General features: G+C 34.8%; 21 protein-coding genes. 12 read left to right on the forward strand and 9 right to left on the reverse strand.

Going from position 1 to position 19047, the window contains the following annotated elements:
* Positions 1-4: 4 nt before the first annotated feature.
* Positions 5-1756, reverse strand: a complete 1752-nt coding sequence (locus BM121_RS12585; RefSeq protein WP_091483995.1) for an ABC transporter ATP-binding protein — start codon at positions 1754-1756, stop codon at positions 5-7.
* 189 nt (positions 1757-1945) lie between these two features.
* Here BM121_RS12585 and BM121_RS12590 point away from each other — a divergent pair, with 189 nt between their 5' ends.
* Positions 1946-2779, forward strand: a complete 834-nt coding sequence (locus tag BM121_RS12590; RefSeq protein ID WP_091483996.1) for a mechanosensitive ion channel family protein — start codon at positions 1946-1948, stop codon at positions 2777-2779.
* A gap of 151 nt (positions 2780-2930) precedes the next feature.
* On the opposite strand, the gene BM121_RS12595 is transcribed toward BM121_RS12590, so the two are convergent.
* The 3 genes from BM121_RS12595 to cbpB all read right to left on the reverse strand — a co-directional run bounded on the left by BM121_RS12595 (position 2931) and on the right by cbpB (position 5348).
* Positions 2931-4046, reverse strand: coding sequence for an N-acetyldiaminopimelate deacetylase (locus BM121_RS12595; RefSeq protein ID WP_091483997.1), 1116 nt, complete (start codon positions 4044-4046; stop codon positions 2931-2933).
* 72 nt (positions 4047-4118) lie between these two features.
* Positions 4119-4838, reverse strand: a complete 720-nt coding sequence (gene dapD, locus BM121_RS12600; RefSeq protein WP_091483998.1) for a 2,3,4,5-tetrahydropyridine-2,6-dicarboxylate N-acetyltransferase — start codon at positions 4836-4838, stop codon at positions 4119-4121.
* Positions 4839-4907: 69 nt separating this feature from the next.
* Complete coding sequence (cbpB, locus tag BM121_RS12605) at positions 4908-5348, reverse strand: cyclic-di-AMP-binding protein CbpB (protein WP_091483999.1); 441 nt, start codon at positions 5346-5348, stop codon at positions 4908-4910.
* A gap of 174 nt (positions 5349-5522) precedes the next feature.
* Between cbpB and BM121_RS12610 the strand changes: the two genes are divergently transcribed.
* The 3 genes from BM121_RS12610 (at position 5523) to BM121_RS12620 (ending at position 7516) form a co-directional block, all read left to right on the forward strand.
* A complete protein-coding gene (locus BM121_RS12610; protein ID WP_091484000.1) occupies positions 5523-6374 on the forward strand; it encodes a metallophosphoesterase in 852 nt (283 codons plus the stop codon).
* A gap of 13 nt (positions 6375-6387) precedes the next feature.
* On the forward strand, positions 6388-6978 hold the full coding sequence (locus tag BM121_RS12615) for an SCO family protein (RefSeq protein WP_091484001.1): 591 nt from the start codon (positions 6388-6390) through the stop codon (positions 6976-6978).
* A gap of 73 nt (positions 6979-7051) precedes the next feature.
* The gene (locus BM121_RS12620; RefSeq protein WP_091484002.1) at positions 7052-7516 is read left to right on the forward strand and encodes a YkyB family protein; all 465 of its coding nucleotides are present in this window, start codon (positions 7052-7054) and stop codon (positions 7514-7516) included.
* A gap of 74 nt (positions 7517-7590) precedes the next feature.
* Here BM121_RS12620 and BM121_RS12625 read toward each other — a convergent pair whose 3' ends face one another.
* On the reverse strand, positions 7591-7923 hold the full coding sequence (locus BM121_RS12625) for a hypothetical protein (RefSeq protein ID WP_091484003.1): 333 nt from the start codon (positions 7921-7923) through the stop codon (positions 7591-7593).
* A 112-nt stretch (positions 7924-8035) separates the two neighbouring features.
* Here BM121_RS12625 and BM121_RS12630 point away from each other — a divergent pair, with 112 nt between their 5' ends.
* A complete protein-coding gene (locus BM121_RS12630; RefSeq protein ID WP_091484004.1) occupies positions 8036-9190 on the forward strand; it encodes an aminotransferase A in 1155 nt (384 codons plus the stop codon).
* A 173-nt stretch (positions 9191-9363) separates the two neighbouring features.
* Here the strand turns inward: BM121_RS12630 and BM121_RS12635 are convergent, their stop codons facing one another.
* Positions 9364-9543, reverse strand: coding sequence for an aspartyl-phosphate phosphatase Spo0E family protein (locus BM121_RS12635; protein ID WP_091484005.1), 180 nt, complete (start codon positions 9541-9543; stop codon positions 9364-9366).
* 860 nt (positions 9544-10403) lie between these two features.
* On the opposite strand from BM121_RS12635, the gene BM121_RS12640 reads away from it, so the two are divergent.
* From BM121_RS12640 to BM121_RS12650, 3 genes are read left to right on the forward strand one after another with little or no spacing between them, the layout of a single operon-like run.
* Positions 10404-11561, forward strand: coding sequence for a hypothetical protein (locus BM121_RS12640; RefSeq protein WP_091484006.1), 1158 nt, complete (start codon positions 10404-10406; stop codon positions 11559-11561).
* 16 nt (positions 11562-11577) lie between these two features.
* Positions 11578-12705, forward strand: coding sequence for a S1C family serine protease (locus BM121_RS12645; protein WP_091484007.1), 1128 nt, complete (start codon positions 11578-11580; stop codon positions 12703-12705).
* Positions 12706-12727: 22 nt separating this feature from the next.
* The gene (locus BM121_RS12650) at positions 12728-13384 is read left to right on the forward strand and encodes a hypothetical protein (protein ID WP_091484008.1); all 657 of its coding nucleotides are present in this window, start codon (positions 12728-12730) and stop codon (positions 13382-13384) included.
* Between the two features lie 80 nt (positions 13385-13464).
* Here BM121_RS12650 and BM121_RS12655 read toward each other — a convergent pair whose 3' ends face one another.
* The gene (locus BM121_RS12655; protein ID WP_091484009.1) at positions 13465-13911 is read right to left on the reverse strand and encodes a hypothetical protein; all 447 of its coding nucleotides are present in this window, start codon (positions 13909-13911) and stop codon (positions 13465-13467) included.
* Positions 13912-14059: 148 nt separating this feature from the next.
* On the opposite strand from BM121_RS12655, the gene BM121_RS12660 reads away from it, so the two are divergent.
* Genes BM121_RS12660 through spoVAE form a run of 4 tightly spaced genes read left to right on the forward strand, consistent with a single transcriptional unit; the run spans position 14060 to position 16360 of the window.
* Positions 14060-14518: a hypothetical protein gene (locus BM121_RS12660; RefSeq protein WP_091484010.1), complete on the forward strand. Its 459-nt coding sequence runs from the start codon at positions 14060-14062 to the stop codon at positions 14516-14518.
* Between the two features lie 13 nt (positions 14519-14531).
* On the forward strand, positions 14532-14987 hold the full coding sequence (gene spoVAC, locus BM121_RS12665; protein ID WP_091484011.1) for a stage V sporulation protein AC: 456 nt from the start codon (positions 14532-14534) through the stop codon (positions 14985-14987).
* The gene (gene spoVAD / locus BM121_RS12670) at positions 14987-15991 is read left to right on the forward strand and encodes a stage V sporulation protein AD (RefSeq protein WP_091484012.1); all 1005 of its coding nucleotides are present in this window, start codon (positions 14987-14989) and stop codon (positions 15989-15991) included. The genes spoVAC and spoVAD overlap by 1 nt, the downstream gene beginning before the upstream one ends.
* A gap of 18 nt (positions 15992-16009) precedes the next feature.
* Positions 16010-16360, forward strand: a complete 351-nt coding sequence (spoVAE, locus tag BM121_RS12675) for a stage V sporulation protein AE (protein WP_091484013.1) — start codon at positions 16010-16012, stop codon at positions 16358-16360.
* Positions 16361-16933: 573 nt separating this feature from the next.
* Here spoVAE and BM121_RS12680 read toward each other — a convergent pair.
* Together BM121_RS12680 and BM121_RS12685 are read right to left on the reverse strand one after the other, a co-directional pair.
* Positions 16934-17911: a zinc-binding dehydrogenase gene (locus BM121_RS12680; protein ID WP_091484014.1), complete on the reverse strand. Its 978-nt coding sequence runs from the start codon at positions 17909-17911 to the stop codon at positions 16934-16936.
* A gap of 1 nt (position 17912) precedes the next feature.
* On the reverse strand, positions 17913-18386 hold the full coding sequence (locus BM121_RS12685; protein ID WP_091484015.1) for a DUF6884 domain-containing protein: 474 nt from the start codon (positions 18384-18386) through the stop codon (positions 17913-17915).
* Positions 18387-19047 lie beyond the last annotated feature (661 nt).

Genomic DNA, 19047 nt, shown 5'->3' on the forward strand with positions numbered 1-19047 from the left:
CCTTCTATTCAACAGATTGCATAACAATGTCTCGATCTTGATATTGAATATCATAAATACGATGATATGATCCATTCATTTTAATTAACTGTTCATGTGTACCTCTTTCCTTAATTTCTCCTTCTTCTAATACAAGAATCTCATCAGCATGCTTCAATGAAGAGATACGATGCGCAATAATAAATGTTGTCCTACCATCCATCACTTCTTTAAGTGCTTTTTGAATTTGAAATTCCGTTTCCATATCTACTGCCGAAGTCGCATCATCTAATACTAAAATACTAGGATCAATTAAAATCGCACGAGCTATTGCAATTCTTTGCTTTTGCCCTCCGGAAAGTCCCATACCACGTTCACCAAGTAAGGTATCATACCCCTTCGGCATTTCCATGATAAAATCATGCGCTTGTGCCCGTTTAGAAGCAGCAATAACCTCATCCATAGATGCACCTGGATTACCATAGGCAATATTCTCTTTTATTGTCGTAGAAAATAAAAAGGACTCTTGCAATACAAATCCAATATGTTTTCGTAACCATTTTAAAGAATAGGAGCTTGTTGGTTTACCATCAACTAAAACCTCTCCTTCTTCTGGTTCATAAAACCTTGTTATTAATTGGGTAATACTTGTTTTACCTGCACCAGTAGGCCCAATCAAACCTACTACTTTTCCTGGTGGTGCATCAAACGAAATATTTTTTAAGGCAGAATCATCATCTTCTGTATACGTTAAAGAAACGTTGTTAAAAGTAATGTGTCCGTTAATACGTTCAGGAACAATTGGGTCGTCTTCCTCCACAATATCTTCTTTCGCTTCAAGAATTTCCAACAATCGTTCACCAGATGCTTTTGCCTGCGAGAATTGGTTCACGATAAAACCTAAATGCATTAATGGACCCAAAATATACGTTACCAAACTAAAGAAAGCAACAAGTTCACCTAACTGTATGGAATCATTAATGACCAAATAACCACCATAAATTAACAATGATACCATGCTGACATTTCCTATAAACTCCATTAACGGGAAGTATCTTGACCAGATATTAGAAGTGTAAATATTAATGTCTTTATAGTTAACGTTATTTGATGTAAATCGCTCTATCTCAAAATTTTCCTTAGATAAAGATTTAACCGTATTCATACCACTTACGTTCTCTTGAATACGAGTATTTAGTCGACCTAATGACTTCCTAATATTTCGAAATGCCGGGTGTACTTTTTTATCAAAGCGGTAAACAACGATAGCCAAAAATGGCATAGCAGCCATGGTTACCAGTGCTAATGGTATAGAGTAATAAAACATTACCCCTAAACTGATTACTATTAACAATGATACTCTGATTAATTCACGAAAACCTGCAGCTAAGAAAAAACGGAAACCTTCTACATCCATTGTTAACCTCGACATGAGATCACCAGTACGAGCATTGTCATAATAAGTAAAAGAAAGCCTTTGCAATTTCTTGTACAATTGATCTCGCAAAGTGTAAACAGATTTCACTCCAAATAAGTCACCTAAGTACTGCTGCAGAAAGTTGGAAATCCCTTTCAAAATCATGATCAATATAAAGCCAGTTGCTAGGAATGGAACGAGTTGATAGTTGCCAGGTATAACCACATCATCAATTGTTTTTTGTAAAATGATTGGATATACTACCGTAATACCGGCTACAATCATAACGAAAAAAACCGATAAGAAAAAGTATTTTTTAAAAGGCCAATAAAAATTCTTAAGTTTCTGAAATGTTTCCATCTTGTTTGCACCCCCTATTTTTTTACGTATGTATAAATATAACGGCATCCGAAATAAATTTCCACCTTTTCGACTTATTTTCTAAAAATTTTTTATAATTGTTAATAAATTGAAATAATCAGTCTTTTATTTGCGTCTTTATTTACATTTTTATATGATTGGGTTAATCATCATGAGAGGAGGAAAAATATGTTTGAAAATGGATTAAAGATTGATTGGAGTTTTATATTAGAGAATGTGATCTATTATGGTATTCAAATTTTAATACTTATCATTGCATTACTTATTATATCTCCAATCGGAAAAAAATTAATCTCCGCAGCACTTAATAAATCGAGTTCCAGACAAAATGTATCTGAAGCAAGAATACAAACGTTAGAAAAACTACTATTAAATGTATTTTCATATGTTTTAATTTTTATCTTTGTCGTTATGTTTTTTGGCATCATTGAACAACCGATTGGCCCGCTTCTTGCTGGTGCAGGTGTTGTAGGTTTAGCAATTGGTTTTGGAGCTCAAGGATTAGTTAGTGACATTGTAACTGGATTTTTTATCTTATTGGAAAAACAGATCGATGTTGGAGACTATGTGACTGCTGCTGGATATGACGGAATTGTGGAAGAAGTTGGTTTACGCACTACAAAAATTCGTGGCTTTAATGGTACACTGCACTACCTACCAAACAGAGAAATAGCCGGTGTCAGTAACCATTCCAGAGGAAATATGCGTGCACTAGTTGATATCGGAATTAGTTATGATGATAATATTGATCAAGCAATGGCTGTATTAAAAAGTGTATGTGAAGAATTCGAGTCAGATCCTCGCTTCATGGAAGGTCCTGATGTATTAGGTGTACAAGGCTTTGGATCAAGTGAGGTTGTATTACGCATCATTGGTAAAACCGAGAATATGGAACAATGGGGTGCAGAAAGAGAAATTCGTAAACGTATTAAAGAAACGTTTGATGAAAACAATATCGAGATCCCATTCCCACATCAAGTATACGTACAAAAGAATAACTAAACAAAAAACTCACTCGCTTAAGAGTGAGTTTTTCTATAGAATGGTTGCTACGAGCGAGGAGGCTGTGGCCGTACCCATGGACAGCGAAGTATTCTGCCGTAGCTCTATTCCAGAAATTTCAACAACAAAGTTACTTCCGCAGTTTATGTTTTTATATCTCTTTCATCATCGCTGTTACTGCTTTGATACCTGTTTCTATTGCGTCTTCGTTGGGCGTTAGTTTGCTGTGATGCAATCCGTAGGGAGAGTCTACTCCTAACCAAAACATGAAACCTGGAATTTCCTTTAAGAAATATCCAAAATCTTCACCAGTCATCGCTGCATTTGCTTCGATAAACTGAATGTCACTCTTTTGAACAGCTTCAGCAAATTTATCAACATATACTTTATCATTGTTCACTTGATAATACATCGCACCATAATCTACTTCAATCGTACAATCATGTGCAATCTCAAAGCCTTTAATGATATTTTCCAGCTCTTTTTTTATAATAGTCATGGTTTCCGGTTGTAACGTACGAATGGTTCCTTCTAAACGTGCGGTTTCTGCAATAATATTTTGTACAGTTCCAGCAGTCATTTTACCTATAGTGATTACTCCACTATCTAGTGGATCTACTTTTCTTGAAATAATTTGTTGTAACTGTGTAATAAAACTGCTCGCTGTTACGATCATATCTTTCGTTAAGTGTGGATATGCAGCATGCCCACCCTTACCAGTAAAATCAAGAAATAATTCACTTGTATTGGCAAACAAAATACCTGCTCTAGTTGATACCGTTCCGACTGGCAGTTCAGGTGCTATATGTAATGCAAAGATACTGTCGACCTTCCATTGTTTAAACGTATCAGATGAAAGTATAGGTTCTGCCCCACCTGGCCCTTCTTCGGCTGGCTGGAAAATAAATAAAACATTGTCATCAATCGCATTCGCACTTATCTCATCAAGCACTCCTAATGCAATCGTCATATGTAAATCATGTCCACATGCATGCATCTGACCTGGATGTTGTGACTTAAATGGAAAATCTGTTTCTTCTGTAATGGGCAAACCATCAATGTCCGTACGGTAGCCAATCGTTTTCTTCGGATTATTCCCTTTTACCAAAACGAATAATCCTGTTTTCCATTTAGTGATTTCAATGTTCGATCGATTCATTTTTTTAATTGTCTCTAATAAAAAAGATTGTGTTTTATATTCCTGAAAACCGAGCTCAGGTATTTGATGCAGCGAACGTCTAATGGTTAATAATTCATTCTTGATCATGAGGAACTCCTTTCGCATTCATTTTAAGTTAAAACAAGACAGGATCTTTTTGACCCTGCCTCATCACTTTTATTAATCATCTAATTTTCGTAGTGCTTCCATAATTTCTGTTTTTGATTTGGTTTGGTCATCAATCTCTTTAATTACTTTTGCCGGTGTACCAGCTACTACAGTATTTGGCGGTACATCTTTCGTAACAATCGCACCAGCTGCAACAACTGCTCCTTCTCCAACACGAACCCCTTCAAGTACTACTGCGTTCGCACCGATTACAACACCGTCTTCAATAGTTACTGGTTGAGCAGAAGGCGGCTCAATTACACCTGCTAATACTGCACCTGCACCAACATGGCAATTCTTACCTACTGTTGCACGGCCACCTAATGATGCATTCATATCGATCATTGTTCCCTCACCAATAACAGAACCGATATTTATCATTGCACCAAACATAATAACTGCACCATCACCGATTTCCACTTGTTCACGAATAATCGCACCAGGCTCGATACGTGCATTGATATCTTTCATATTTAATAGTGGAATGGCTGAATTACGGCGATCATTTTCCACTACATGATCAGTAATTTTATCATTATATGTATCAAGTAATTCTTTTACTTCTTTCCATTCACCAAAAATAACACCGTTTGTTTCGTTTAAGAAAGTCTGGATCGATCCTGTTTCTTCGATTTTATCCAAGTCTGTACCTTTCACATATACTTTTACAGGTGTTGATTTTTTGCTGTTTGAAATAAAAGAAATAATCTCATGTGCATCCATTTGCTTCATTGTTTTCTTCCTCCAATATTTGTTGTTTTTATAAATGTAACAAAAAATAATTTACTTTTACAAGTAATATTATTTTGTCGTATACATTGATTTGTTAACCTCTTTTAAAATAGCACGTCTCGTTAAAATACCTAGAAAATATCCCTCTTCATCGACAACACATGCAAAAGCATGGTTAATGACGACTTTTAGACACGTTAAAAAATCGGTATCCATCGTTAAAGTTGGTTGTTCAACTTGCATAACCGCTTCAACTTTAGTCTCTGCTAATTTTTCCATCTCGAATCGTTCCATTCCCATCACACTTTTTAGGATTGGTGTTTTAGCAATCGTACCCTTGAATTTATAGTTTAAGTCCAATACAGGAACAGACGAATAACCTGATTCAACTAATACAAGTAAAGCATGTTCTACAGGATTACCTACTTGAACATGTGCCACCTTTTCTGCAGGAATCATCAAATCCTCTACAGTCAAATCAGTTAACGATTTTTTTAGTATACTAGACATATGGACACTCCTTTTTTCTCTGGTGAAGGAGCTATTATGACATCACCTACACTATTTTAACATAAATTTTAAAAATTTGTGTAATCTCCCGCATCGATATCATATTTACTTAACACCATGCTATAATGTAATACATATATTATGATGACTAAATGGAAAGGGCTTTTTAACTGTATGAACCGTAGAACCTTTTTAAAACGATTATTTGGTGGTATCATTACACTATTCGGACTTAGTGGTGGTACCTATTATTATGCGAGAGAAATCGAACCGAATATGTTAGATATACATCATGTTGATATCTATTCTAGTAAAACCCCTTCCGCTTTTGAGGGATACAATATACTACAATTTACTGACACTCATATCGGTTTCCAATATACTATTGAACAGCTAGACGAATTAGTAGACAAAATGAATCAATTAGAACCGGACATGATCCTATTTACAGGAGATTTAATAGATAATCCAGGTACATATCAGGTCGATCAGAGATTAATATCCATGTTAGGCAGATTAAAAGCTAGAGACGGAAAATTCTGGATATACGGTAACCATGATCATGGTGGATATGGAACAGATATTTTAAAAGATGTTTTCCAACAGAGTGGTTTCGAATTGTTACAAAATGGACACAGACAGATTAATAAAAATGGTGATATGATTTATCTAGCAGGTATAGATGATGCATTATTAGGAAGACCTGATATTGAACAAGCAATAGCTGGGATTAGTAATGAGCAATTGACAATATTACTAGCACACGAACCAGACTTTGCAGATATAACAAAAGATTATCCGATCGATATTCAATTATCGGGTCACAGTCATGGTGGTCAAGTCCAAATACCCTTTATAGGATATATTTACACCCCTCACTTAGCAGAAAAATATGTAGAAGGCGAATATGTAATCGGCAACTATCCATTACAATTGTTTGTCAGTCGTGGTATAGGAACTACTAGATTACCATACCGATTCTTCTGTAAACCTGAAATTACGATGTATCAATTAAAAAAATCATGAACGAGGTGACAGTATGAAATTCAATGCATTAATGATGTTATTTATTGCGCTCTTTTTAGCTGGCTGTTCAGGCAATATATTAAATGGTGATTCAAATAAATATGAAGGTGACTTTTCATATGAAGTAGAGGATTTCACATTTACTAATCAAGATGGCGAGGAACTTTCAAAATCTGAATTAGACGGTGAATTTTGGATTGCTGATATGATATTTACTAATTGTGAAACAGTCTGTCCATCGATGACTGCCAATATGGCAAGACTACAAGGTCTTTTAGAGGAAGAAAATATTGATGCTGAACTAGTTTCGTTTAGTGTTGATCCTACAAATGACTCTCCAGAGATCTTAAAACAATACATTGAAGATCGTGGTGGTACATTTGACAATTGGAACGCACTTACAGGTTACTCAGATGAAGACATTAAAGAATTTGTTAACAAATCCTTTAAAGAATTGGTAGAAAATCCAGATAATAGTGATCAAGTTCTTCATGGCACAAGATTTTATTTAGTTTCTCCAGATGGCAATGCTATATACAGATATAATGGACAAAAAGCAGACAATATGCAAAAAATAGTTGAAGATATCCAATCAATGAATTAAAGTAACAAGTAGAAGGATTGTTCTCCTTCTACTTTTTGTTATAGTTTATACATTCTTATAAGAAGGTGAATAAATGAAAGATTCGGATGAAGCGATAAAAAAAATGGGACAAGCCTTATTTATTGTCAATCGGCATGCAAAGACTGCACCTGATCCCACTCAGTTATATCGCTTAAAAAACGAAACGATGAAAAAACTGATCAAGGAAAGTAAGGCAGTAAAAGTAGGTTTGCACTATTCCAAAAATCCAAAGCAAAGTCGACAACATTCCGTATTACTGGTGCAGGTCGGAAATTACTACTTTCACACACCACCCAATAAAGAAGATATGGAGTCATTGCCCCATCTTGGTCATTTAGATGAAAGCTATCGGAATCAAAAACCTACCCTTTCATTGAATAAGGCCAAAGCAATTCTGTATGAATATTTAAACTGGTCTATCCCAAAACCAACGAACAAGTACCGCCCTAAATATAATCATTTTTCACAGCAAACCTCTTCTCTATCTCCTTTCTACCACAAACGAAAACGTCGGTAATAATTTCCCTATCACAAGCAGGAAGATATGCATATCTTCCTGCTTGAAGTCTGTAACTTGGCTATCTATATATTTTAATTTGAAGAAGGTTGATTGTTTTTCATTATAGTGAAACTTCTCTTTATACTTATGATAATAGAAAAGATTAACACGCCATACAAAACATATCTCCAATCTGGCACATCTATAAATGCGGATATGATCAAAAACATTAATAAAACAACAAACATATATGTTATTAAGGTATTCCATTCTAATGCTATAACGAACTTAACAAAAGGTTTGAATGCATAATACAAAATGATTAATCCAGTGACTGTATAAAGCACAAAAAATAATTCAGTCTGCATGGTGAGTATAAGAAAATCACTTAATCTCACTATCTCTTTCCAAAGCTCTTTAGCCATTATGTGTCCCTCCTATTCATTTTATGATAAAATAATGCTAGCTTTTCATGATTAGTACTATTATTCCCAAACTTTGTGCTAGTTATAAGAGGAAATGAAGGAGGCATACATGATGGAATCATTCATAAATGAGCAAGTGAAAAACATTGAAATATCTGGAATTAGACAGTTTTTTAATATGGTAGGAAACAAAACCGATATCCTATCATTAACAATTGGCCAACCAGATTTTCCTACCCCTTCCCATGTTAAAGAAAAAACAAAGGAAGCAATAGACCAAAATCAAACAACATATACACATAATGCAGGTATTTTATCTTTAAGAGAGGCAATAGCTTCATTCATAAAGACAAATTACCAACTAGAGTATGACCCCAACGACGAAATTATAGTTACAGTTGGTGCATCACAAGCGATTGATATTACACTAAGAACTATTTTAATGACAGGTGATGAAGTGCTGTTACCTGGACCTGTTTATCCTGGATATGAACCATTAGTCAAATTAGCGGGAGGAATACCTACATTTATTGATACCCGGCAATCAAATTTCAAATTAACTGCGGAGTTAATAGAGCAATCCATTACTCCTAATACAAAAGCTGTCATAATCCCTTACCCTTCCAACCCAACAGGTGTGACACTTACTAAGGAAGAACTAACAGATATAGCATTAGTTGTTGAAAAGCACAATATCTTTTTGATTGCAGACGAAATATATAGTGAATTAGTTTATGACCAAAGCCACTATTCAATTGGACGTTTTCGTGCAATTCGTGACAAGGTCATCATTATTAACGGTGTTTCAAAGTCCCATTCTATGACTGGTTTTCGTATTGGTTATATTCTTGCAGCCGACTGGTTAGCAAAACATATACTGAAAGTCCACCAGTATAATGTATCTTGTGCTTCTTCCATAAGCCAACATGGAGCATTAGAAGCTCTTAAGAACGGCCGTCAGGATCCAATTAAAATGAAAAAAGTTTATCATGAACGGAGAGACTATGTATATCAAAGGTTAAGAGCAATGAATATTAAAACATACTTACCAGATGGAGGTTTCTATTTCTTTATAGATATTAGCCACCTAAAAAAAGATTCCTTTTCAGTGGCATTACATTTAGTGGAGCAAGCTAAAGTGGCGTTAGTACCTGGTAGTGCCTTTTCTGAATTCGGTGAACAATTTTTACGCTTGTCCTATGCTTATGATATAGATACCCTAAAAGAAGGCTTGGATCGGATCGAACCTTTTATCTCAAGAGCATAAAGTGAAACTTCCATCAGTGGAGGTTTTACGGACGATTAGCGCCTTGACAAAAAAATTCTTTTCTGTGTGTGACTTGCATATTTCTGTAACTTAAGTAAAATTATAAAACCCGTTTCAATTTATTATTGAAACGGGTTTAACTGTTAAGACTATCTTTATAGATAGGATACATTTCATTTATGTTCTTTATTTTGTTTTTGTTTATAGTGCTCATAATTATTTAATAGTTCGTCTAATTCTTGACTAATATGAAGTGATTCTTTGCTGGTAATACCTTTTTTGAGAGCAACATCGGTCATTTCTTTTCGTAATTCTTCAATCTTGCTTATTAAATTTAATGGATACATTGTCATTTACCGAGTTACCCCCTAAATTGATTTGTCCAAAAGTGCATTTGGTAAACGCTATTGATTATCCCAAAAAAATGGTTCCTTGTAAAGCGAACCGCAAAATTAGACAATTCTTTTATATATCAAAAGATTTTTTGGTATATCCTGTGTCAATCCGACATTTTTTTCGTGAAATTTAATATAGTATTAATTCAGTATTTTCCTTATTAAGAGGGTGAATTTTGCCATGCAATATAAACATGATGAAGCCTTTCGATATCAACTCGAATAATCCATGTTCAACTGAATTAATCTTTGGTAATCTACATTCTCAATCTATAAACTATTATAGATACTAGTCCAATAAGAATGACATTTAATAGTTTGGAAAAAATCAATTCAGATTCAAATATATGTATTAAATATAAAATATTAGAAGAAAATTTACAAGTAAATGTACATAACATATGATGTAAGGATTATGGTGAGATTTATTAATACGGGGCAAGTGAATATTATAAGTCTACTCTAATAAGCAAACAAAAAAGTTACTGCGCTGTTTATGTTTTTTTGTGCACATTTAGCTTAAAATTAAAACCTCAATAGAGAAATTCTCTATTGAGGTTTTTTCCTGCCTACATTATTTAACACGATCAAAAATACTATAGCCAATACAACCGATTAAAATTACAAAACATAAAACACCAAATAAATCCACGTTCTACACCTCATTTTCTCAATTCTTCTTATTCTATTATACCTAATTTTCTGATTTTAATAAAGAATATTTTACTTTTTTCTCCCACAGACCTCTAAAGAAATGAAATGATTCATGCTATACTATACATACCCTACTTACTCAAACTAGAAAGTGAGGTATTACTTTGTCCTTTTGTCCCAATTGTGGTGGTCAAGTACAAACAATCGAAACATTTTGTGTTTCTTGCGGAAAAAGACTACCAGAAAATATAAATAAAAGAAAATTACCAATAAAGCCATCAAAAAAATGGTGGTTACTCCCTGTTATATCATTGATACTTGCAAGTTGCATTATTGGATTCGCTTTTTTTGCTACAAAATATCAATCTGATCAAGCGTTAGCTTATTATGAAGAAGGAGCAGAGATGGCTCTTATCGGTGATTATGAGCAATCAATGACTTTACTCGAACATGCACTGGATTATAAAGAGAATTTTCCTTCAGCCAATGAAGTTATAGCATTTCTAAATGTTGCTATGGAAGTTGAAGCTGATTTTGAACAGGTCGAGACATTAAATGAGCAAAATAAATTTGAAGAATCATTAAAAATAATACGAGAGTCTGAGGCTGATTTACAAAAATTCAGCGGTGATTTAACCGACCAAATGATGGAACAAAACATTGCAACAAAAAATCAAACATTATTAAAGCAAGCGACATATAGATTAAATAATGAACCTACTACTGACGACTTAAAGGCTTTAATATGGGAGATAGAAGACATTACGCATGACCAGGCAGCTGAATTACAAGAAGAAGTGCATCAAAAGTTAATATCGATGACATATCAAGAGGCTACTGCTTTATTAGAAGACTTTCAATTCTCTCAAGCATTACACGTAATCGAAGACACGCTTAAAGTAGTGGAAAGCTCTGAACAATTAGAAAGCTTGAAAACAACAGTAAACAAAGAGAAAACTGCCTTTGAATCTGCTCAGGAGCAACGAATTGAACAAGCACTTTCGGCGTTTGAAGAAGAACAAGAATTAAATGAAAGCCACGCCATAGAACTAATTGATATACAATTACAAGAAGAGAAAGATAACTGGATCATAACTGGACAACTAAAAAGTGTTGCTACAGTCCCTATCCATTCTATTTTAGTCAGTTATTCAATCCAGGATAAGGAAGAAGATTCAATTTTAGAAAACGATGTCTATGTTTTTCCAGAGACACTATATCCTGATGAAGTGGGTAATTTTGAGTTTACTCATTTTGACGTTGATGCTGACTATGAGCGGATAACACCAAAAGTAGAGGAAATTACTTGGTACTTAGAATAAACTCCGGAGGATTTTTATGTATAAAAAGAGAAAATACATTCCTGTTATTTCAACTGGAATCATACTATTATTAGCAATCATTGCAGGAATTGGTATCTACATCAGTTGGGTTAAACAGCCATTAGAAATAAGTAATACGGTAGCTACCAATATTGCGGGTGAGAGTGAAATTAATTTAAAAAATATTATTCATCAATCGCAAAAGTCAGTCGTTCAAATTGAAAGTACAAGTGATGTAACTAAAAAAACTGGTTCAGGTTTTGTGATAAACAATCAAGGTGATATCATTACAAACGCACATGTGATCGAAGATGCAGACACGATTGTAGTGAAATTAACCAATGCTAGGGAATATCCGGCTGCAGTAGTAGGTGTCGGAGATGATCAAGATTTTGCAGTAATTCGTGTTCCAGAGCTAAACCATTTAGAACCAATAGCACTCGAAACAGACAAACAAGCCGATATCGGTGATGAAATTATTGCTATCGGTAGTCCAATGGGAATTCAAAATAGTGTATCTCTTGGATTGATTGTTGGTACTGATCGATCTTTTTCTATAAATGATTACCAATATGATGAAGTATATCAAATCTCAGCTAACATTACACATGGTAATAGTGGCGGACCGCTTATTTCAAGAAATAGTGGAAAAGTAGTTGGTGTTAACTCTGCGGGGATTTCTGATACAGACATCGGATTCAGTATACCAATTTCCCAAGTAGCTGAGATAGTATCAGAATGGACGAAAAATGTAGAAGAAGATGAATTAACCTTTCTTTCCCCTACTGAACAACAAATTAATAAGAAAAAACTAAAAGAAGACGCTCTTTATATAGCTGATTACTTTTTTGATAACATTGGATTAAGAGATTATGTAAACGCCTATTCATTATTAGGTAGTCAATACCAAGACAGCACAAGTTATACTGAATTCCGTCAATTATTTCAAGCTCTCATAGATCTAACCGTGCAAGATAAAACCATCATAGATACTGAAAATGATGAAGTTCACATGGAAGTAAATGTCGATATAACGAGGAGAAATGAGACATATGAGGAAGTCAAGGAAACACGGCAGTATGTGTTAGTAGTTGGGTATGAAAATGACCAATTGAAAATACTTAAATTGCAACAATCCACATAAAGATATATAGGGGGATACTATTTTGAAGAAAATAGTTCTTGTTTCACTTATGCTTTTGATTGCATGTAGTAATCAGGATAACGAGCCGATGATAACCAAGGAGGACCCTGAACAGCCAATAGATGAATTATTGGATCAAGAAGCAGTTCAAGAAACTTCTCAAGAAACAGAAAACCCGGAAGTAGAATTTGTATTAAAAGATGAAATCATCACATTGAACACAGAGAACATTACTATACTTGGTGCATATCTCAACACAGTCAACAACAGAAATAGAGCAATATCCAATATGAAGCTTGATAAACTGGAACTGGATCGACTTTACCTCCTATCTTTTAATTGCTCATCATCTACTTGTTCTTATCTCCTATTAGATAGAAACGAGCCAAACCGATCTTTTCTTGTGGATGATTTAATTAATTTGAAAGACGTGATTCTGTCCCCTGATCAATCAAAGTTATTATTTATTATAAATGAGTCTCAAACAGATTCATGGAAAGTATTCAATATTGAAGAGTGGGCTACAGTTCAATTTGAACCTTCGCCACCTGAAAAAATAAGTATTCAAACAGCTAACTGGCACGATGAAGAATCCTTTACTATCGAATATCAGCAATTACCTGATAACACAGCCCAAGAAATGATTATTAAGGAGCAACAAGAACAATTGCATAATTAAGCTTGATAAAAAAAGTACCCATTTCATTCTTAAATGAAACGGGTACTTTTTATTTTAGGAGCATTATTCAATAGAGCCTATTATTGAAAAGAAATCGTTTCTTCTGTTTTAATGTTAACACTCTCTTCATCGATGAAAAACTGGGTATGGACAAATAGCTTATGATCCCCTTTTTCGAGAGCCGAAAAATTCAATGGTTGTTGTGGATGATACTGATATCCCGGTTTCATCTGTTTGGATATAGGACTACCAGTAAACGTTGCATTATCTGCATTAATTGTAATCTGTGTTAGTGGTGTTCTGTGCTGTATCGTAATTACTTCTTCCCCAATATATTGAATAGATCGTAACACTTGAAATCCATTATTTGTTTCTTCTATGCGTATATGTACAATAAAATCCTCATATTGTTCTTCAACCTTGACTGTTTCAACTAAAGATGCTTTCTGTAAGTCCTTAATAACAAACAGTAGGACAGTCCCAATACAAGCGATTATAGCGATGACAATGGTGTATTTTTTCCACACATGCCACTCCTCCTCGCCATCTTTTCTTTTTAATATAGACGAATTTCCTAAGCGTTTGGTTTCGTTTTTTTACATATTTTGAATGCATACTTTTTTCAAACTACTACAAGATATGTATAAAGTTATTCCATTCGAGGGAGGAAAAAAGATGAAAGTGCTACATATATTCACTACAATCATGTGCATTTTACTACTTGTTGCATGTAACAATCAGAATAATTCCTCTTCCATTCAAGATGATTCGTCTGATATTGTCATGTTGAGTTCAGATACGTCAAATGAGCATGAAGAAAATTCTATACCAAGCATAGCACAAACATATTTGGACGACCAGACAAATGATATTGCAACTTACAAAGCAATTCATATTGAAGATCAACTTTTTGTTGCCTTTAATGCAACACCGCTTAAACAAGCAGTTGAACAAAAAATAGAAAAAAAAGTAAAAAAAGACTTAGAAACACTAACAAATATTAAAGATATTCATGTGACTTCTGATCAAAAATTTTATATAGAATTAACAAAGCTAGAAAATCAACAGCTATCAAAAGATAAAGTCTTAAAAAAATTAAAAGAACTAAAAAAACTTTCAAAAGAACAAACTTAATGGAGGAAAAACTATGAACGATCCCCACGCAAACTATAAGGATTATGAAAAAGCACAAGAACCTAAACGACCATTATTTAAAAATTGTATGAAAGCATTTTTAATTGGTGGACTTATTTGTGTCATTGGTCAGGTTATTTCAACCATCTATATGTATTTTTTTGATTTCACCGAACAAACTGTTGGCAATCCGACAGTTGCCACCTTAATTTTTATCACCATGTTACTTACTGGATTTGGGCTTTACGACCGTATTGCTCAATTTGCAGGTGCAGGTACAGCTGTTCCAGTTACAGGGTTTGGTAATGCTGTAATTTCTGCTGCGATAGAACATCGTACAGAAGGATTTGTGCAAGGAGTTGGCGGAAATATGTTTAAACTAGCTGGGTCCGTCATTCTATTTGGTGTTTTTTCTGCTTTTGTTATAGCTTTCATTAAAACTATTTTTACTTATTGGAGTGGCGCATAATGATGACAGGTAAACAAACATGGGTATTCGATACCCCCCCATCGATCATTTCGACAGGTGTTGTAGGAGGACCATTTGAAGAAAAAGGCAATATCCCGAATGACTTTGACTATTTTTACACCGATGAATGGATGGATGAAAAATCATTTGAAATTGCACATCAACATATGATCGAAGATGCTTGTCACTTTGCTATTGAAAAAGCAAATTTGGAGACAGATGACATTCAGTTTTTTCTACATGGTGACCTTATTAATCAATTAACGCCATCCAATTTTGCTGCACGAAATTTATCAATTCCTTTTTTAGGTGTTTTTAATGCTTGTGCAACCTCAATGGAAGGATTAGCTTTATCAGCACTGATTATCAATCAAATGAAAGCTGATTATGTAATGACCGGGGCAGCAAGTCATAACTCCGCAGTTGAAAGACAATTCCGTTATCCAAATGAGTACGGCAGCCAAAAGCCTGACACTGCTCAATGGACGGTTACGGGTGCTGGTATGGCGATACTTTCAAAGAATGGTACTGGTCCAAAAGTAACATCAGCAACGATTGGTAAAGTTGTGGACCGAAGCCTGAAAGATCCTTTTAACATGGGTGGGGCTATGGCTCCAGCTGCTTACGATACCATTACCAGGCATTTGAAAGACCGCAATCTTACACCTGATTATTATGATTACATCATTACAGGTGATCTTGCTAAAATTGGTCGAGAAATTTGCTTAGATTTATTCCATCAAAATAATTATCAGATCACTGACGAGCAATTTATCGATTGTGGATTAAAAATTTATAAGCCTGAGCAACCTATATTCGCAGGTGCCAGTGGACCGGCATGTTCTGCAATTGTTACGTACGGTCATTTTATAAATAAGCTGTCTCAAGGGGAATGCAACCGCATTTTGGTTGTTGCTACAGGAGCATTATTATCCCCGCTAACTGTTCAACAAAAACAAACAATTCCATGTATTGCACACGCAGTATCTATAGAAAATGTTTAGTAAAGAGGTGAATCTAGTATGGTTTTTTTATGGTCCTTTATTGTAGGTGGTCTTATATGCGTAGTCGGCCAGCTGTTATTTGATGTAGCAAAACTCACTCCAGGTCATACATTAAGCACATTGGTTGTAGCCGGAGCTATTTTAGATGGTTTTGGATTATACGAACCATTAATTGATTTCGCTGGTGCAGGAGCTACTGTTCCGATAACAAGTTTCGGCAATTCACTTGTTCATGGCGCATTAGAAGAAGCAGATAAACATGGGCTGGTTGGAGTTGTTACAGGAATGTTCGAAGTAACGAGTTCAGGTATATCTGCAGCAATCATATTTGGTATGATAGGTGCAATATTTTTCAAAGCAAAAGGATAGAAAAAACGAGCTTAACCTACAGTCCTGCCAACTTATCAGATGCGAAATAGATACAAACTGCGAAGTAGTGAAAATGTGTCTTGGTGTAGATTCCTTCCATTCTGACTAAAGGTGAGGGTTTAAAAAACGCTCCGGCAAAATACTGCGCTGATTTTAGTGTTCTGATAACGGAAAGAAGAGTACTATTGGCATTCTATTCTATGGATTCCCTGTTTTTTTGAACAGAACACTATTCTAAGCTGCGGAAAAATGCGACACTCCTGGGAGAATAGCGCGAGCCGAAGATCCACTTGGTGAAGTGATTTTCTTCACCAAGTTAGATGAGGCCGTGCCCCCGGCATAGAAAACACTACTAAGGCGATTTTTGCTTGAGTAGATGTTGCACTTGTGCCCTCGGGTGAAAGGGAGTATTTTTCCGCAACGGCGATCATGCACGCAAAAAAATTCAAAATGAAAGAGAGCAAATCCATTCTACGTTACTTCGCAGTTTATGTATAATGTGCTTTATTTTTCTTGTAGATAAATAATACAAAAGCAGGTGGAGCCTTTTCCAGGCCATCTGCTTTACTTTTTTTACATATGAATATATATTTTCCCTACCTGCTTTTGTGACTCAAGGTGAGTAAAGGCTGTGTCGATATCATCCAATGGATAACCTTTATCCAACAGAGGTTTTATATTGTGCTCTTCGACGAATGGAATTAATTCGTGTAATTCTTCCCTGCTCCCCATTGTCGAGCCAATTAATTTATATTGACCGTAGAAAAACGAACGCAAATTAAATGTAAATTCATCGTTAGTAGACGATCCAAAGGTAACTATTCTGCCACCTTTTTTAAGTACATCTAATGACTTGTTAAACGTAGCCCCGCCTATACTTTCGATCACAAGATCGATTTGTTCATCTGCTAATGCAATCTTCCAATCTTCATCGGTTACGATTCCACGATCATATCCCAATTTTTCCGATTGTTTTAATTTATCAGAATCTCTTGAAGTAGTAATCACCCTTGCACCAAAAGCTTTAGCCATTTGAATGATAAAGGATGTTACTCCCCCTCCTACTCCAGGAATAAATAATGTTTCCCCTTCTTTTATTTTTCCTTGAGTAAATAAAGCACGGTAACCAGTAAGGGCAGATAAGGCAAACACCCCTGCTTCCTTCCCATTCAGATGGGTTGGTTTTCTTTCAACAAAGTCTTCTGAAATAAGTATTTTTTCAGCAAACGTACCATTAAATGGTACACCAACTATCTGAAAATCTTCTGGTGGTGCCTCTGTATTATCATACCAATTTAAGCTAGGGTTAATAATCACTTCCTCCCCTATCTCCAATCGAGAAGCTTCGTCACCTGTTTTTTCGATTACACCAGCACCATCAGACCCAAGGATATATGGCTCAGCTTTACTTCCAACACGATCTTTAATGTTTAAATCTCGGTGATTTAGCCCTGCTGTTTTTAAATGCACTAAAACTTGTCGACCTTTCGGCTGTTGCTCTGGCGTATCTACTAATTGGTATGTCCCGTTTTGGATCACATATGCTTTCATGTTAAGACTCCTTTCTTACTGAATGTAAGGCATGTTTATTTGCCATACTTCTCTTTAATAGTCCTTGCATTTCACCAATACCTCTTGTCCCCAACAAAGGATATTGTATGCTATCTACTTCATGAAACGTCTTATTAATAATCGGTTGATATTTTTTTCCTGTCAATACAACAATGTCACGAAAATGATCCAACCTCTTGTCACTTAATTGACTACGTAATTTCTCAACAGTTATTACATTTGGATCATTTGGACGAAAAGTGACATCATAATTTTCAGGTACAATATCATCTGGTAATAATAATCCATGCTTGCCAGAGATAATAATCCAATTATCGAAATACAACTCTACATATTGGCGGCATAAACGATGCAGTACGCCGATGTAAGCATGTTTTGCTTTTGTTGGACCTGCATCGAGAATTTTATCCCATATTTTCTTTTTCCCACATGGTATAATACACAACTGTGACATTACTATCTCTCCATTCTAATTATTCTATTATATATAACTAGATGGCAACCTGTAAAACACAAAAAATATTTTTTGATTTAAAATCAGATAACAACAACACTGTAATCGCTTACCTCTCTTTTACCTCAAAAGAAATGTCAGAAAATTATTAAAAAACGGTTGACCAAAAGGTTTTTTGGATGTATTATTGTCGTCAATCAGATATTTCTGAAAATTAAAGATTTTTAAAAAAATACCTGTAGACAGGATAGAATCAATCGTATAGTATAAATTATAAGAAGATAATATATAAAACGTTGACGGGAACAAAGGATTGGGATCATGTATTAAAAGAGAGCCGAGGATGGTGGAAAATCGGCAATACACCCTATTCCGAATACTCATCCCTGAGTGCTATGTTGAACTGACTTTCTTAGTAAGCATAGCCAGGTGTTCATACACCTGTTACCAAAATGAAGCTATCTATGAATGTAGCTTCATAAGGCAATATTTGTAAAAATATTGCGAATCAGGGTGGTACCGTGAAAAGAAAGGCCTTTTCTCCCTTGTTATTTGCTATTTTATTAGCAAAAACAAGTTTGAAATGGCCTTTTTTCTATATATAGAAAGAAAATGAAATTATTATACAATATTTGAGTTTTCACATTCTAACATTTAGGAG

The organism is Gracilibacillus orientalis (genome assembly GCF_900114645.1).
GTDB classification, from domain to species: domain Bacteria; phylum Bacillota; class Bacilli; order Bacillales; family Amphibacillaceae; genus Gracilibacillus; species Gracilibacillus orientalis.

Bases quoted from the DNA above. Each gene is read 5' to 3' on its own strand.
- BM121_RS12585 (WP_091483995.1), bottom strand. From the start codon at position 1,756: ATGGAAACATTTCAGAAACTTAAGAATTTTTATTGGCCTTTTAAAAAA.
- BM121_RS12590 (WP_091483996.1), top strand. From the start codon at position 1,946: ATGTTTGAAAATGGATTAAAGATTGATTGGAGTTTTATATTAGAGAAT.
- BM121_RS12595 (WP_091483997.1), bottom strand. From the start codon at position 4,046: ATGATCAAGAATGAATTATTAACCATTAGACGTTCGCTGCATCAAATA.
- dapD (WP_091483998.1), bottom strand. From the start codon at position 4,838: ATGAAGCAAATGGATGCACATGAGATTATTTCTTTTATTTCAAACAGC.
- cbpB (WP_091483999.1), bottom strand. From the start codon at position 5,348: ATGTCTAGTATACTAAAAAAATCGTTAACTGATTTGACTGTAGAGGAT.
- BM121_RS12610 (WP_091484000.1), top strand. From the start codon at position 5,523: ATGAACCGTAGAACCTTTTTAAAACGATTATTTGGTGGTATCATTACA.
- BM121_RS12615 (WP_091484001.1), top strand. From the start codon at position 6,388: ATGAAATTCAATGCATTAATGATGTTATTTATTGCGCTCTTTTTAGCT.
- BM121_RS12620 (WP_091484002.1), top strand. From the start codon at position 7,052: ATGAAAGATTCGGATGAAGCGATAAAAAAAATGGGACAAGCCTTATTT.
- BM121_RS12625 (WP_091484003.1), bottom strand. From the start codon at position 7,923: ATGGCTAAAGAGCTTTGGAAAGAGATAGTGAGATTAAGTGATTTTCTT.
- BM121_RS12630 (WP_091484004.1), top strand. From the start codon at position 8,036: ATGGAATCATTCATAAATGAGCAAGTGAAAAACATTGAAATATCTGGA.
- BM121_RS12635 (WP_091484005.1), bottom strand. From the start codon at position 9,543: ATGACAATGTATCCATTAAATTTAATAAGCAAGATTGAAGAATTACGA.
- BM121_RS12645 (WP_091484007.1), top strand. From the start codon at position 11,578: ATGTATAAAAAGAGAAAATACATTCCTGTTATTTCAACTGGAATCATA.
- BM121_RS12660 (WP_091484010.1), top strand. From the start codon at position 14,060: ATGAAAGTGCTACATATATTCACTACAATCATGTGCATTTTACTACTT.
- spoVAC (WP_091484011.1), top strand. From the start codon at position 14,532: ATGAACGATCCCCACGCAAACTATAAGGATTATGAAAAAGCACAAGAA.
- spoVAD (WP_091484012.1), top strand. From the start codon at position 14,987: ATGATGACAGGTAAACAAACATGGGTATTCGATACCCCCCCATCGATC.
- spoVAE (WP_091484013.1), top strand. From the start codon at position 16,010: ATGGTTTTTTTATGGTCCTTTATTGTAGGTGGTCTTATATGCGTAGTC.
- BM121_RS12680 (WP_091484014.1), bottom strand. From the start codon at position 17,911: ATGAAAGCATATGTGATCCAAAACGGGACATACCAATTAGTAGATACG.
- BM121_RS12685 (WP_091484015.1), bottom strand. From the start codon at position 18,386: ATGTCACAGTTGTGTATTATACCATGTGGGAAAAAGAAAATATGGGAT.